The organism is Psychrobacter sp. JCM 18901, from assembly GCF_000586435.1.
Taxonomy (GTDB): Bacteria; Pseudomonadota; Gammaproteobacteria; order Pseudomonadales; family Moraxellaceae; genus Psychrobacter.
In genome coordinates this window covers 1-14,894 of the sequence record NZ_BAWH01000021.1, presented here as the reverse complement: position 1 = coordinate 14,894, position 14,894 = coordinate 1, and the positions used below count along the sequence as shown (strand labels likewise).

Genomic DNA, 14,894 nt, shown 5'->3' with positions numbered 1-14,894 from the left:
GTTAATAGACTGAATAAGGCGGCTGCTTTGCCTATTTAAATAGCGTTAACCATATATTGACACGGACAAGTCGCTACTGAATTATCTTACAATAAGGAATTTCTGTTATGTCATTTGACCCTTTATCTAAAATATCTGCCTCTAAAATGCTAAAGAACGAAAGTAGGCGCATAGGGAAAAAGTCTACTAAAAATGTACTATTGATTACTGCTATAGCCAGTCTAGGATTGACAGCCTGTAGCCCTTCACAAATGAGCAAAACGCTACCAGCTGAGACAAGCAGCACAGTCAATCAAGATGCAGCAGTGGTGTCAGAGTCTATCATGGCGTCACCCAGTGTTAGGCCATCCGTCATCAGCCAACAGATGATGATACGTTCTGCGGCCCAGACAGGTATCGTACGCCCATCACCGAGCATCATAATCACGCCAGAGGCAAAAGACAACTATCAAAAAAAACGCAGCCAATCCTTTACATCGAACTACGAATATGGCGGTATCAACCTTGTCTATTGATACCGATACGGGCAGCTACGCTAATGTGCGCCGCTATTTAAACGAGGGTCAACTACCACCTGTTGATGCCGTACGGGTAGAGGAATTGATTAATTATTTTAACTATCAATTTGATGATGGCAAACGCTTAGGTAGTGCCCCGTTTGTCGTATCAACTGAAGTAGTGGATTCACCTTGGGATAGAGCAGATCAGGATAACAAAATCGTCAAGGTTGGTATTAAAGCCGTTGATAGTAGTTGGTCGCAAAAAAACGGACAAGCAATCTATGCCACCTGCCAATCTCGTATTTTTAGTAGATGTGTCAGGCTCTATGTCGTCGCGCGATAAGCTGCCATTGGCACAGTCGTCGCTTAAGCTGTTGACAGAGCAAATGCGTGCCCAAGACAGCATCAGTATCGTGACCTATTCAGGTAGTACTAGTGTGGTATTGCCTGCGACCAGCGGTGACCAAAAAGCAAAAATATTGGCTGCAATCGAGGGGTTGAATGCCTCAGGCTCAACCAATGGGGAAGATGCTCTTAAATTGGCCTACAGACAAGCTGAGCAAGGACTAAAAAAAGAACGGTATCAATCGAATCATGATGTTAACGGATGGCGATTTTAATGTCGGTATTAGTGATGTCGATGAGATGCTGGATTTGGTCAAAGCCAATCGCGATCGCGGTATCTCTTTGTCTACCGTTGGCTTCGGTCGTGGTAATCTGAATGATCACATGATGGAACAGATGGCGGACAACGGCAATGGTAATTATAGTTATATTGACAGCTTAACTGAAGCGAAAAAAAGTCTTTGGCGATGAATTAGCCGCGACATTCAACACCGTTGCCAAGGATGTAAAAGTCCAAGTTGAGTTTAATCCTGATGTGGTGAGTGAGTGGCGCTTAATTGGTTATGAAAATCGCGTACTGGCTGAAGAAGACTTCAATAATGACAAAGTTGATGCAGGTGAGCTTGGGGCAGGTAAGGCGGTTATCGCTTTGTTTGAGGTGACACCAAAAGGTCAAAAAGGGTTATACAGCGATCGCCGTTATGCTAATAGCAATGCCAGTATTAGTTCGAATAACAAACAGAACTCTAATGAGCTTGGCTATCTAAAAATTCGTTATAAAGCACCGACAGGTGGTAGCTCTAAACTGATTAGCCAACCGATTAATAAAGCCAGCCACGCTTTAAATAAAGCCAGTATCGATACTCAGTTTGCGATGGCAGTAGCAGGGTTCGGTCAACGCTTGACTCAAAGCGATTATATTAATGATTGGCAGTACAGTGATAGCACTAAGCTTGCCAAAAGTAGTATCGCAGATAGACCAAGTAGCGATACTGATGGTACTCGTCGCAACTTTGTGACGTTAACTGAGCTGGCGAGTGCGCTAAAAAAATAGCCAATAGTGAACAGATATCGTGTCGGGATGGTCATTATGAAGCAGAAGTCAAGGGTCATATTTTCTAATGGTATGACTGATTTTTTTAATCTAATGTATTGATATATATGGAGATATTTAGCGTCAAGCCTATTTGAGAACTGGTGTAGCAATCTTTTGTATTGAGTACTATGTATAAAGTGTGTATGTTAATGAACAAAGGGCTATTTACCGCTATATTGTTTGCTCAGCACTATACAAATATGTCGCAGCCTTGCTTTTTATCATAACGATAGGCAAGACTCTGACGTTTTGTATATTTATCACACTGTGATTGGCGTGGGTTGACGGTAATGTATTATTACTAGGAGAGAAAAGATTATGGAAAATCAAGGAAACTTAACCCGTCGTGACGATAAAGTTTGGCTAAAAACGTATGAAGAACTTGGTCTGGAGTATGACATTGAATTGCCAGCCGACAATACGTCACTTATCGATATTTTCGAAAAAAGCTTCGCTGAAAATGCTGATAAAACTGCCTATATCTGCATGGGTTCATCGTTAAGCTTCCAAGAAGTAGATTTATACAGCCGTCAAATGGCCGCTTATCTACAGTCATTAGGATTGGTCAAAGGCGATAAAGTTGCGGTCATGATGCCCAACATTTTGCAGTTACCAATCTCTGTCATCGCTGTACTGCGTGCAGGCTTTACCTTAGTCAACGTCAACCCTCTGTACACTACCAGAGAGCTCGAGCATCAGTTGACTGATTCAGAAGCCAAAGTGCTAATCATGGTCGAAAACTTTGCCAAAACCTATCAAGACATCGGTCGCAATGTGGTCGATAAAGTCGTGATTACGGGTATGGGCGATTTGATGGGTACACTCAAGGGCTTTATGGTCAATACAGTCGTCCGCCATGTCAAAAAAATGGTACCAGACTATAGCATTTCTAATAGTGTTAGTTTCAAAAGTGCATTAAAGCAAGTCACGGCTAGTAAATATAAGCGCCCAACCAATATCACGCTTGATGATATCGCTGTCCTACAATATACCGGTGGTACGACAGGTGTGGCGAAAGGCGCGATGCTAACGCACAAAAACTTGGTGGCAAACTTAATTCAGTCTAATACCTTTTTGGGCACCGCTTTTGATGATTTCGATCAAAGAGGTGAGCAACCTGTGATTATGACGGCATTGCCGATGTATCATATTTTCTCATTCACCGTATGTGGTATGTTCGGTCTATATCGCGGTTGTGTTGTATTATTGGTACCAAATCCACGCGATCTTGATAGCTTGTTAAAAGCATATAAAGCGAATCCACCAGCGTTCTTCCCAGCGGTAAACACGTTGTTTAACGCACTTGCCAATAACGAAGAATTTATCGCGATGGATCATAGCAAGCTGCGTCAGTCGATGGGTGGTGGCATGGCGGTACTGAGCCCAACAGCCGAAAAATGGCGTCAAGTCACTGGTAATATTATCATTCAAGGTTATGGCTTGTCTGAAACATCACCAGTCGCGACCGCTAACCCTAGCAACAGCAAGACATTCACTGGCACTATTGGTGTCCCTATGCCAGCAACCGATGTGGCGATCTTAGATGATGCTGGTAATGAAGTGGCACTTGGTGAGCGCGGTGAGATTAGTGTTCGTGGCCCACAGGTCATGAAAGGCTACTGGAACCGTGAAGATGCTACTGCCGAAGTCATGACAGCAGATGGATTCTTCCGTACTGGTGATATCGGTATCATGGCTGACAATGGATATGTGACCATCGTTGATCGCAAAAAAAGATATGATTTTGGTTTCTGGTTTTAACGTTTATCCGAACGAAGTCGAAGAAGTCATGGCTGGCCATCCTAAGATTTTGGAATGTGGTGTCATTGGTATTGAAGACGAGAAAAGCGGTGAGATTCCTAAGATCTATGTTGTCCGTAACGATCCAAGTCTGACTACCGAAGAAGTTCTTGAGTACGGTAAAGAGAACTTAACAGGTTATAAGCGTCCTCGTCGTGTTGAGTTTATTGACGAGCTACCAAAATCGAACGTTGGTAAGATTTTGCGTAAAGATCTACGCGTACTCGAAGAAAAAAACCACGGTTAATTTGCTGATACACGCACCTAGATAGTTGTTTGATAGATGTGTGTATTAACCAAAGACACATGTGAAAGTGTCACTCGATTAGATACTGTAGTAACTAAAGTAGTAACCAAAAATGATAAGGCTGCAACCATGCTGTCTTATCATTTTTTGTCTTTATCGCTTTTGACATTTGCGGATCACAGCTACTATTAATAGAGAATATCTATTAAAACTGCTATAGTGCCCATCGACGTATTTTTGTTTTTGTCCAAAAAAAACCGTACTGGTTTTGCTTAAGACAACTAGTGAAATCATGGTAGTAAATATCGTTTTCGACTTGGTCGTGCTGAGTGGTAGTATTATTTATCATAGACCCAGTAACACACTTTAATTCGCAAAGCTTATGAATGACAAACCCGATCATACTTATCTATTTCTTATTCATAAGCTTCTGCTGTCAGCGATAATCATAAAAAAATGGTGTTTCCATTAGCATATTCAATGTCTTTAACAGTAACATTTAGGGAAAATTATGACGGATAATATTAATAAAAAAACGACAGATAATAGCGCTGCAACTGATGATAAAGCCAATACTACTAACGACGTTTATCAAAGTAATGCATTTCCTACTATGCCGACCATCGATAGTGATAGTCCGTGGCTGAGCGCTTATGAGCGCTATAGCATCGATGCTACTATTGAGATGCCAGAAGACAATACCTCTTTACTGGATGTGTTCGAGCGTAATTTTAGCCGTTATGGCCAAAAACCTGCCTATATCTGCATGGGCTCATCGATTACTTTTAAGCAATTAGATCTATATAGCCGACAGATTGCGAGCTATTTGCAGTCAATAGGACTGGTCGCAGGCGATAAAGTTGGGGTAATGATGCCCAACGTCTTGCAGTATCCAGTGGTTGCTTTGGGTATCATTCGTGCAGGGATGGTCTTGGTCAATGTAAACCCTCTATACACCAGCCGTGAGCTGTCACATCAGTTGCATGACAGTGGTGCGAAAGCGCTATTTATCGTTGAAAACTTTGCCAAGACGTATCAAGAGGCCGAAGACAAAGGTCAGGTAGAGCATGTAGTGGTGTGTACCATTGGTGATATGCTAGGTACGATTAAAGGAGCCGTGGTTAATCTTGTGGCTCGTCATGTTAAAAAGATGATTCCTGCTTATAGCATACCGAACAGCGTGAGCTTCAAGCATGCCTTAAATGCTGAATCAGCCAGTAAGTACCAACGACCTGAGTTGAACTTGAGTGATGTGGCCTTGCTACAATATACTGGTGGTACGACAGGAGTAGCGAAAGGTGCGATGCTGTCTCACGGCAATCTAGTCGCCAACATGTTACAGGTCAGCGCACTGATGAACAGTGCATTTGATGATGATATAGATGGTAGAGATGTGATTTTGACCGCACTGCCGCTATATCACGTATTCTCATTTATGGTCTGCGGTATGTGTAGTATGTATCAAGGCTATGCCTCGCTACTCATTCCGAATCCGCGCGATCTTGATGGGCTTATCAAAGAGATGGCCAAGTACAAGCCAGCGTTTATCCCTGCTGTGAATACCTTATTCAATGGCTTAGTACACAAAGATAACTTTGCTGATTTGGACTTTTCTAATCTAAAAGCGTCTATCGGCGGTGGTATGTCAGTATTGCCTAGCGTAGCCAAAGAGTGGCATAAAATCACTGGTCTGCCTATCGTTGAAGGTTATGGCCTATCTGAGACCTCACCTGTCGTAGCTTTTAATCCGATGACTATTGCGGAATTTACTGGAAAAATCGGTATTCCTGCGCCTAGTACCGATATCGTACTCATTGATGATGACGAAAATATAGTAGCGATGGGTGATCGCGGTGAAATCTGCGTCAAAGGTCCACAGGTCATGATTGGTTACCAGAATCGTCCGAAAGAAACCGCTGAATCCTTTACGGCTAGTGGTTACTTAAAAACGGGCGATATCGGCATTATGGACGAAAAAGGCTTTATCAAAATTGTTGACCGCAAAAAAAGACATGATTTTGGTGTCTGGTTTCAACGTTTATCCAAATGAAATCGAAGAAGCGATGAGTGAGCATCCAGCAGTCGTAGAATGCGGTGCTATTGGTGTACCGAACGATGATCGCGGCGAAGAGCCAAAGCTGTTTGTGGTCAAAAAAAGGCAACGTAACTGAAAAAGAGCTATTGGAATATGGCAAAAAAACAACTGACTGGCTATAAGCGCCCACGTCATATACAGTTCGTTGACGAATTACCAAAGTCGAACGTTGGCAAAATCCTACGTAAGGAATTGCGTAAGATGGAAGGGTTAGAATAGTTTATATCTGACATTCTGTTGATAACGGTGGCGTAATGGCAGGAGCGAATCTTGCTATTGCGCCGTTGTCACGTTAGGATATCTTAAGATTTTAGTCGACTACATGCCTATCAATGTGTTTGCTAACGACTGATAGGTATTTTTATGACACTGCTTTTATAACATTGTACTAGGAATTTTTATGCGTATTGACAATCGTGAGCTTGACCAACTTCGCTCGATCAGCTTTGAGCGCCATTATACGAAGCATGCTGAAGGGTCAGTATTGGTAAGTTTTGGCGATACCAAAGTACTATGTACTGCCAGTGTAGAGTCTGGTGTGCCGCGCTGGCTCAAAGGTAAAGGCAAAGGTTGGATCACAGCTGAGTATGGTATGTTGCCACGTGCGACCAACACGCGCAATCAGCGTGAAGCGGCTCGCGGTAAGCAGTCAGGTCGTACGCAAGAGATTCAGCGTTTGATCGGTCGTAGCTTGCGTGCCATGATTGATCTGAGTAAGCTTGGTGAAAACACCATCTATCTAGATTGCGATGTGCTGCAAGCGGATGGTGGTACTCGTACGGCTAGTATCACTGGTGCTGCAATTGCGCTTATCGATGCGCTAGAGAGTATCCAAAAGGCCAAGAAACTCAAAGCAGATCCGCTAATCGGATTGGTTGCTGCGGTTTCTGTTGGTATGAAAGATGGCGAAGCATATCTTGATCTAAACTATGAAGAAGACTCTAGCTGCGATACCGACTTGAACGTTGTGATGACCCAAAAAGGCGAGTACATTGAGCTGCAAGGTACTGCTGAAGAAAAGCCGTTCACTCGTGCTCAAGCAGATGCTATGCTGTCATTAGCTGAAAAAGGCATCGCTGAATTGATTAAAATGCAACAGACAGCGCTTGGTTGGTAGACTAGCGTTTAGATTCAACATACTGTCTTTGTTTTTGGTGTCAATAACTGCCTGTTAGCTTCTAATAGGCAGTTTTTTTAATAGAAAATATTCGTACATTACGTAATAGGTAACAACACATGCTCAAGCTGACTGATGATGGCGCCAAAATCACCTTACAAGGGCAAGCAAATGCTGCTGATAATGGCATGTTTTGGTTTGGTTCTGCATTATTGGTAGGGGCTGTCGCAGTCGCTATGGCGATGAGCTTGTTGCCTGAGCGTTTAGCTATCGGTGCGCTTGCGCTTCTTATTATCGGTAGTTTTGTGTTTAACAAAAAGCGTCAACAGCATAAGAAAGCCATGAGCGGTATGATTAGTAGCGGTACATTGTGGGTAAAGGCTGGCGAGTTGGTCCATGACAATCTAGGTAAGCGTGAGCATATTCATTTGACTGACGGTGATAAGATAACGCTGATTGGAGAGCAATTACAGATTGTCGATAGTAGTGATGTTCGCAAATATCGTATTACCGGTTTTGAGAGTGCTCAAGAAGCAAAAGCTGCGAAAGCTATCTTAGAAGGGCAAACGCTAACGAAACGCCATGTAAATATTAAAATGAAGAGTAATTAATATCATTTTTCAATTTCATACTTTATGAAAGCACAGCTATTATCTTCGTATTATCTAACCTCCTAACTCAAATGTCATTTTAAATTCCACTTAGCGCATCTCCCCAATATTGTCATTCATCAGTATATTTATACCGTCTATCACCTGACGCAAGCGAATAGTGCTTGCAGATTTGTGCGCAAATGGTTTATAAGTAGGATTATAAAATTTATCCTTCTTATTATTGATACTGTCATTGAGATCTAGTTGACAAGGAGTTAGTCATGCTGCGTTTGTCTATACCGTCAGTCGCCGCGTCGTGCGGTTTATTCCTATTTACCTGCGGCATGGTAGGGCAAGTCCATGCAGATAGTATGAGTATGCTTATCGCCCAAAAATCTATTCAATCAACGACGAATACATCCTATCGTTATCCTGAGGTACAGCGTTCAGCACCTAAAGTCTTATCAGCGTTTCTATCAGGTAACTATGACAATGTCGATAGCGAGTATCTACCGCTATTGAGCAATGCCGAGACGCAGAGTAGTATGGCAGCACGTGAGGTGGTCAGTACCGCCCGCAAAATGGCACTTAATGAGCGCACGATTATTCAAGGTGGCTGCTGGGACTATTTAAATGCGGTATTCAATCGGGCAGGGGTATCGCGTAATACCATACATAAAGGCACTTATGCGCAAGGGCCTATGCTAGTAGCAGCGAGATTGAAGCAGGTGACTGGCTCTATTATATCAATCATGGCTACAATGGCGTCGAGCATAGTGGACTGTTCGTCGGTTGGGTCGATGAGCGTGCCAAGCAGGCTTTGATACTGAGCTATGCTGGCGAAAATCGCCGTGAACCAGCTCGTTACCGCGTGTACGATTTAAGTAATGTTTATCAAATTATGCGTCCGAGCGTTTAGTGTTCGATATCTCCAGTTTGATAACACGACCTATAAATGAATAAAAAAGAGTCCGCAACTCATTGAAGTTACGGACGCTTTTATTTTGCATGTCTAATTGGTTTTCTTATGCTAAAACGGTTTTACCACGACGAGAATAACGATAATCACTAAGGCAAAGACCGGCACTTCATTAAACCAGCGCCAGAATTTATGCGTTTTATAATGTGGATTATCAATTAGCTTTTTACGATAAAAGCCGCAAGCGCCATGATAGCCTGACAGCAGCACTACTAATAGCAATTTAACATGTAGCCAGCCTTGGGTTTTATAGACATCCCAGCCCAGTCCTAACATCCATAGACCAAAAATCCATGTCGCTATCATCGATGGGGTCATGATACCGCGATATAGCTTGCGCTCCATAATGGCAAAGCGCTCATGGCTGATGCTATCGTCACTCATCGCATGATAGACAAACAGGCGCGGCAAATAGAATATCGCCGCAAACCAGCAGACCATCGAGATAATGTGCGCGGCTTTAATCCAGTTAAAATAATCTGCCATCATAGTTTCTCTTGCTTAACTTATATTTTTTTTAGCTTCGGCTTAATCTACCAACACAACTTGTGTTTGATGACCATTCATCGCATCCATTACAGGCAGTACTTTAGGTGCTCTTGGTGCGGCAAACTGTTTGGTAAGGCCAAGCTCACGCATGAGTCTGTCGTCGCCTGATTGGCTTGCGTTACCAGTGGTAAGAAGCTTGTCACCATAAAAGAATGAGTTGGCACCTGCCATAAAGGCTAATGCCTGCTCAGAATCTGACAGGCTTTCGCGGCCAGCAGATAAACGCACGTAGCTAGTCGGGCAGCAAATACGGGCGACAGCAATAGTACGAATCCATTCAAGTACAGACAGTTGACCTTCGGCCAGTACTTTGTCACCAATCGGTGTACCTGCAATAGGCACCAGTAAGTTGACTGGAATTGATTCAGGCGCTTTTGGCATTTTTAGCAGCTCAAGTACCCAATCGATGCGGTCATCACGGCTTTCGCCCATACCAACGATATTACCACTACAGACATTAATGCCAGAGTTACGCACGTTTTCTATCGTATCTAAACGCTCATCATAGCTACGCGTGCTAACGACTTGCTCATAGTAGCTACGCGAAGTATCTAAGTTATGGTTGTAGTAATCCAACCCTGCATCGGCCAACTGCGTTGCTTGATTGGTATCAAGCATACCCAATGTCATGCAAGTTTCAAGTCCCAATGCTTTTACTTCTTTGATCAGCTCAACCACATAAGGCATGTCTTTGGCACTTGGATGTTTCCACGCGGCACCCATGCAGAAGCGTGATGAGCCACTGTTTTTGGCACGTTTGGCCGCAGCGATGACTTTATCAACTTCTATACGCTTTTCTGCTTGTAGTTTGGTGGTGTCGCGATGATGACCTGACTGTGAGCAGTAGCCGCAATCTTCAGGGCAGTTGCCCGTTTTGATAGAGAGTAGCGTGCTGATTTGCACTTCATTGGCAGTGAAATGCTTTCTATGGATAGTCTGTGCTTGTAATAGCAAGTCCATTAGAGGTAAGTCAAACAGTTGCGCGATTTCTTCACGGCTATACATGGTAGCTACTTTATTATCAGTTTGAGTTGCGTCTGTGGCTAGACTGGCCAAAAAAATCACTGTTGATCGTATCTGGCTGAGTGGCTACATCAGTTGGCTGGGTGGCGTCAGGTTCGGAGATGCTAAGCAATCCTGCCATAAGGTAAGTCCTTTTATAAGAATTAGAGGGTATTAAATAAAACCAATGTTTTTATCTATTGTCATTTATAAGGTAACAAAAAAGGTTGCCGTATAGTATACCGCAACCTTTTTAGAAAATCAGAACACTGCTAGACAGTATGTATAATTGTCACAGTAGCGCATATAAATAGTAACTATACGTTTGGCTATCTAGTTCTATATCATCCATTCTACCAATGACTATCGCTCAGTGCATCATTCTTTTTATTTGCCAAGTTTGTGCTTGGCGATACCAACCCAATGCTCAGCAAGTTTCTGTGCTTTATAAGCGTAAGGTTTGGCTTTTTGAATATATGGTTTGCACTCTTCTGGGATAGCTGGAACGATATGCTTGGCAAGTTTGTTGAACCACATCATTAGGCTATAGTCACCTTCAATGCTCAAGTTACCTTCTTGTACAGCAGTCATAAAGGCAGGTAGGCTACCTTTGGTTAGCAGTCTAACGCCAGTCATAGAGTCTTTGAAAGTGATGGTCAAATCGGCTTCTTTTGCATGGCCGCTTTGTTGACTGAACTGTCCATTATCAAAGCTAAAAGAACGGGCAATATCAGACTCAGTACTAGCAAACTCAATCGTAACCTGACGATCAGCAAATAACGCTTTGACATCTTCGTTATCGCTATCAGCTAACATAGACAAACGATAACCGACGACAGCCAATAAAGCATCTAATGGATCAGATTTGATATCTAATACAGGAACAGTAAACATAGCAGAACTCCTAAAGAAATGAGGCATAAAAATAAAGCGTACTTTATACCAGTTTTTATGACAAATATATAACTGGATTATAAACTATCACAGGGTGCCAACTCTTTAGGAGTTAAGTAGAGAGCGTTAAGTATCTTGTAACATTCGATGTCACTGACGTAAGCAAGGTATTGATATAGACAAATAGAGGTATAAATAGGACAGTTTTAACGAAAACGTGGCTGATAGTTATCATCATAGACAGGAGTGTGTTCGATATAGCGTGCGGCTTCTAGCTCACGTTGCTGACTAACTGACTGACTTACGTCATCATAGCGCAATGCCCGATACAGTACCCAAGCTGCCAACGGTAACCAACTGATGCTCATAGCGATGATATAGCGATGCCATGATGATAGCTCCATCAACATAGGGCGACCGGCTAATATATTTTGAATCAACTCAACGGTGAACCAGTAAGCCATACCGCCAAACAGATATAGCAGTAGCCAACGATATGACGATACGGCAAGCGCCACTACTAAACTGGCTAGTAGTCCATAACCAAGCCATACCGCGCCGCTCCATGCCTCTACACCGATAAAAGAAAATATAGTCATTAACATCATTCATCTCGCTATTCATAAGGTGAATTCCAATAAGACTATTATGAGAGGTTATTGAGTAAAGCTGAAGAGGGTACAGGCGACTTTGCGACAACCGTTGACGTTTGGTTTTTTTGGCTTGTTTTGCGATATTTGATGGCTAGATGTTAGGCTAAGCGCCGTGATGAGTGGCGCTTATTTTGAGGAGTACGTAAATGGTTTTGCTAGTCTAGGAAGCGTTTGTTAGCTAGCAAACCAAGCCAAACTAGAAAACAGGACTGATAGTTTGCTAAATATTTAGCCTCGATTGGTACGGTTACCCCACCAAGATAATAGCGAAACTAGAATAGCACCGAGTAGCATAAGTCCTACTGTCGTTGACCACTGTGCGCCAGTAGGGTATTGCCACGGCATTACGTTATGGACAGCTTCAGTGTTGAGCGAGCCTAGCGCATCTACTTTCCATGGCCATACTTTTATTAGAGAGCCTGCAATAAAGCCAGTCAGCAATGCCAAGGTAGCCTGATAATAATGCGAGAGTAGCCACTTAAGTGCGCGCGTGAATAGCAATAGCCCAGTCGCCATACCCGCAATGACTGTGAAAATGGCACTCAGATTCATCGTATCGACTGCTTCTAATACTGCATCGTAAGCGCCTAGCAATAGCAAAATAAACGACCCTGATATTCCCGGTAGGATCATGGCACAAATAGCAATTGCCCCTGCAAAAAAACAGATACGGTAAGCTAGGCGTGGTCGTGAGTAACGGCATACTACTAATGACTACGGCGGCAATAAGTCCAGTCGCGAACAGTACGGCACGTCCTATATTCCAGCGCTTTATCTCACTGAGTAAGATAAATACCGTTGCAACGACCAGTCCAAAAAAAGAACGACCAAATAAGCAATGGTTGATTGTCCAATAAATGCTTAATGATACCGGCTAAGGTCGCAAAGCTAGTGGCAATACCCAGCAGCAAACACAATAGAAACGTCGCGTCTACTTGTCGCCAAATTGCCGCGAATCCTTTGATGCCACCTTCTTGTCGAAATATCGTCCAAAGATTGGGGCCGATACTACCAAGCGCGTTAATCAAGCGCTCGTAAATCCCTGCAATCAGCGCAATGGTGCCGCCAGAGACGCCAGGTACGATATCAGCTGCTCCCATGGCCATACCTCTGATATAGATACCTACCAGCTGCTTTGGGCTATCTGTATGTACAGGTACCGTATCTTGCTCTAATGGCGTTGGCGCTGACGGCTGAGTTGGCCGTGGAGGTTGTGGTGCCGTCATGGGCATTCCTTTATCATTTAAAAATAAGTGTTATCTGAAAGTAAGCATTAGCTAAAAATAAGTAGCATCTAAAAATGAGTAATAACTAAAACAGGCGTTAGCTAAACATCAGTCTGCATAGCAGATTTTATTAGTTATCATCACGTACTAAGGCATGTCTTTAATTCATTTAATAGTCGTTTAACTGAACTAAAAATGGTCAAACATCGTCAAATAGCTGGTTAATATACCAATACTATCTACGCTACTTTTATGTTTTAAGCCACGCACTAAAGCATAAAAGCCAGATTAATGACAAAACATTAACCTAGCTTATTGGATGGCATAAAGCGTTCTGTAATTACTCAGTAGGCGCTAGTGCTGGGTAGCCAAGAGCGTACAGAGTACCTTCAAGTCCTGTCACGTTGATAGCGGCATCAGCACGTGCTTGAACGATTGGTTTGGCATGATAGGCCACACCCAGATCGGCCAGTGCCATCATCGGTAAATCATTAGCACCGTCACCGACACAGACCACTTGTGACATCTCAATGCCTAAGCGCTCAGCAGTATGCTCAACGATAGCAGCTTTTTTTGGCACCATTGACAATAGGCCACTGTACATGACCAGTGACTTCACCTTCCTCGATATCTAGAGCGTTGGCATGTACTTCATCGATACCCAACTGCTCAGCGATATAACGGGCAAAATAAGTAAAGCCGCCTGAAACTAGCACCGTATGATAACCTAGCGCTTTTAGCGCACTGATCGTCGTGCGTGCACCAGTCGATAACGTTAAGCGACTACAGATATCATCCAGCACATCAGTAGAGGTGCCTTTTAGCAAGGCCACACGCTGAGCAAACGATTCATCAAAATCAATTTCACCGCGCATTGCGGCTTCAGTGATGCTTCAACTTCTTCGCCAATACCAGCAGTCTTTGCCAGCTCTACGATGACTTCTTGCTCAATCAAGGTTGAGTCCATATCAAAGCAGGCAAGCTTATGCGTCCGTAGCATATGACCGACAGATAGGATATGACAGTCCACGACATTTAGGTTATCGGCACTGTCGGCACTGCGTGTATTGTTATATTCTTCAGTTAGATCATGACGCAATCGAGCGGTCAGCTGATCATCAATAATGTGAGCGGCTGCGGTTTTTTTTGCCAGGGTGCATCAGCGTGTCAGTGACTGGTACTAGTAGATAACGGTAGACCTGAGTATGGGTAAAGGGTAGGCGCTGTGCGTCTGCCGCTGTAGGTTCTGTATCAGATACCGTGATATTGACGAAGCTAGCGTCAGTATCTTCGGCAACCGTTACTAGATGCCAGCTTGGCTGTTCATCGACCCACGACTGAACGTACTGATGAATATCTAACGCAGATACTTGAGTCGGCAGTACTACGATGAGCGCAAAAACAGGTAGCGACTGTAGCGCATCAAAGTCTTGCAAATTGGTATCTTCGGGTAATAATGCCGCAATAGAATCAACGGCTTGTTGCCATGCTTTGCTGTCTTTTGGTAACGAATAAGATGTATTTTTTTGGCATGGCTCAATTGTCCCTTGTATGCTCATATAAGATTAGGAATAATAACAGTTTTACTGGGCAGCGCCTATAGATGACGCGCAAAGTAACAATGATGCTAAAAAACAGATTTCATGGCGTAAGAAGCCATAGAAAATGCAGTAAAGTTATTATGATAAATTTATAAAGCGCTCACGCTATAAGGCTTATTATGGTGATATAGTAGATGAGATAAGCTGGCTTGTTTACCGACGGTGCTTTCTTATTAACGATGCTTTCGCAAAAGATT

General features: G+C 43.2%; 17 protein-coding genes and 3 pseudogenes. 9 read left to right on the top strand and 11 right to left on the bottom strand.

All coding sequences use genetic code 11. The features are described from left to right. The first annotated feature begins 107 nt into the window (after positions 1 to 107). The 9 genes and pseudogenes from TT11_RS13745 (at position 108) to TT11_RS13705 (ending at position 8,617) form a co-directional block, all read left to right on the top strand. Positions 108 to 515, top strand: a complete 408-nt coding sequence (locus TT11_RS13745; protein ID WP_261870859.1) for a hypothetical protein — start codon at positions 108 to 110, stop codon at positions 513 to 515. Continuing rightward, complete coding sequence (locus TT11_RS13740) at positions 490 to 843, top strand: von Willebrand factor type A domain-containing protein (protein WP_261870858.1); 354 nt, start codon at positions 490 to 492, stop codon at positions 841 to 843. Before TT11_RS13745 ends, TT11_RS13740 begins: the two co-directional genes overlap by 26 nt. Next, positions 782 to 1,316 (top strand): annotated as a pseudogene (locus TT11_RS17450) (VWA domain-containing protein). Before TT11_RS13740 ends, TT11_RS17450 begins: the two are co-directional and overlap by 62 nt. Positions 1,317 to 1,383: 67 nt before the next feature. Then, positions 1,384 to 1,899, top strand: coding sequence for a YfbK domain-containing protein (locus TT11_RS13730; RefSeq protein ID WP_261870857.1), 516 nt, complete (start codon positions 1,384 to 1,386; stop codon positions 1,897 to 1,899). 360 nt (positions 1,900 to 2,259) lie between these two features. Further along, a pseudogene (locus tag TT11_RS13725) lies at positions 2,260 to 3,988 on the top strand (AMP-binding protein). A 511-nt stretch (positions 3,989 to 4,499) separates the two neighbouring features. After that, positions 4,500 to 6,302: pseudogene (locus TT11_RS13720) on the top strand (AMP-binding protein). Between the two features lie 181 nt (positions 6,303 to 6,483). Next, positions 6,484 to 7,200 carry a ribonuclease PH gene (gene rph / locus TT11_RS13715; RefSeq protein WP_057761673.1) on the top strand — a complete coding sequence of 239 codons (717 nt, stop codon included), beginning with the start codon at positions 6,484 to 6,486 and terminating at the stop codon, positions 7,198 to 7,200. A 119-nt stretch (positions 7,201 to 7,319) separates the two neighbouring features. Beyond that, positions 7,320 to 7,811, top strand: a complete 492-nt coding sequence (locus TT11_RS13710) for a hypothetical protein (RefSeq protein ID WP_261870856.1) — start codon at positions 7,320 to 7,322, stop codon at positions 7,809 to 7,811. Positions 7,812 to 8,074: 263 nt separating this feature from the next. Next, positions 8,075 to 8,617, top strand: a complete 543-nt coding sequence (locus TT11_RS13705) for a hypothetical protein (RefSeq protein WP_261870855.1) — start codon at positions 8,075 to 8,077, stop codon at positions 8,615 to 8,617. 206 nt (positions 8,618 to 8,823) lie between these two features. Here TT11_RS13705 and hemJ read toward each other — a convergent pair whose 3' ends face one another. The 11 genes from hemJ to TT11_RS17430 all read right to left on the bottom strand — a co-directional run bounded on the left by hemJ (position 8,824) and on the right by TT11_RS17430 (position 14,655). Continuing rightward, positions 8,824 to 9,258, bottom strand: coding sequence for a protoporphyrinogen oxidase HemJ (hemJ, locus tag TT11_RS13700; RefSeq protein ID WP_057762639.1), 435 nt, complete (start codon positions 9,256 to 9,258; stop codon positions 8,824 to 8,826). Positions 9,259 to 9,300: 42 nt separating this feature from the next. Next, positions 9,301 to 10,326 (bottom strand): biotin synthase BioB, encoded by a 1,026-nt coding sequence (bioB, locus tag TT11_RS13695; protein WP_261870854.1) that lies wholly within the window; start codon positions 10,324 to 10,326, stop codon positions 9,301 to 9,303. Between the two features lie 16 nt (positions 10,327 to 10,342). Beyond that, positions 10,343 to 10,465, bottom strand: a complete 123-nt coding sequence (locus TT11_RS13690) for a hypothetical protein (protein WP_261870853.1) — start codon at positions 10,463 to 10,465, stop codon at positions 10,343 to 10,345. Positions 10,466 to 10,710: 245 nt separating this feature from the next. Continuing rightward, entirely contained in the window at positions 10,711 to 11,217 is a 507-nt protein-coding gene (locus TT11_RS13685) for an SCP2 sterol-binding domain-containing protein (RefSeq protein WP_165597886.1), read from the bottom strand. Between the two features lie 206 nt (positions 11,218 to 11,423). After that, complete coding sequence (aciT, locus tag TT11_RS13680) at positions 11,424 to 11,816, bottom strand: AciT family ciprofloxacin tolerance protein (protein ID WP_261870852.1); 393 nt, start codon at positions 11,814 to 11,816, stop codon at positions 11,424 to 11,426. Between the two features lie 282 nt (positions 11,817 to 12,098). Further along, positions 12,099 to 12,503: a DUF368 domain-containing protein gene (locus TT11_RS13675; RefSeq protein ID WP_261862900.1), complete on the bottom strand. Its 405-nt coding sequence runs from the start codon at positions 12,501 to 12,503 to the stop codon at positions 12,099 to 12,101. Positions 12,504 to 12,646: 143 nt separating this feature from the next. Further along, on the bottom strand, positions 12,647 to 13,096 hold the full coding sequence (locus tag TT11_RS13670; RefSeq protein ID WP_261870851.1) for a DUF368 domain-containing protein: 450 nt from the start codon (positions 13,094 to 13,096) through the stop codon (positions 12,647 to 12,649). Between the two features lie 340 nt (positions 13,097 to 13,436). Next, a complete protein-coding gene (locus TT11_RS17445; RefSeq protein WP_370587861.1) occupies positions 13,437 to 13,679 on the bottom strand; it encodes an HAD hydrolase family protein in 243 nt (80 codons plus the stop codon). After that, positions 13,651 to 13,971, bottom strand: coding sequence for an HAD-IB family phosphatase (locus tag TT11_RS17440; protein WP_370587860.1), 321 nt, complete (start codon positions 13,969 to 13,971; stop codon positions 13,651 to 13,653). The genes TT11_RS17445 and TT11_RS17440 overlap by 29 nt, the downstream gene beginning before the upstream one ends. Then, positions 13,917 to 14,195, bottom strand: coding sequence for a hypothetical protein (locus TT11_RS17435; protein WP_370587859.1), 279 nt, complete (start codon positions 14,193 to 14,195; stop codon positions 13,917 to 13,919). Before TT11_RS17435 ends, TT11_RS17440 begins: the two co-directional genes overlap by 55 nt. A 19-nt stretch (positions 14,196 to 14,214) precedes the next feature. Continuing rightward, positions 14,215 to 14,655, bottom strand: coding sequence for a hypothetical protein (locus tag TT11_RS17430; RefSeq protein WP_370587858.1), 441 nt, complete (start codon positions 14,653 to 14,655; stop codon positions 14,215 to 14,217). Positions 14,656 to 14,894: the final 239 nt, after the last annotated feature.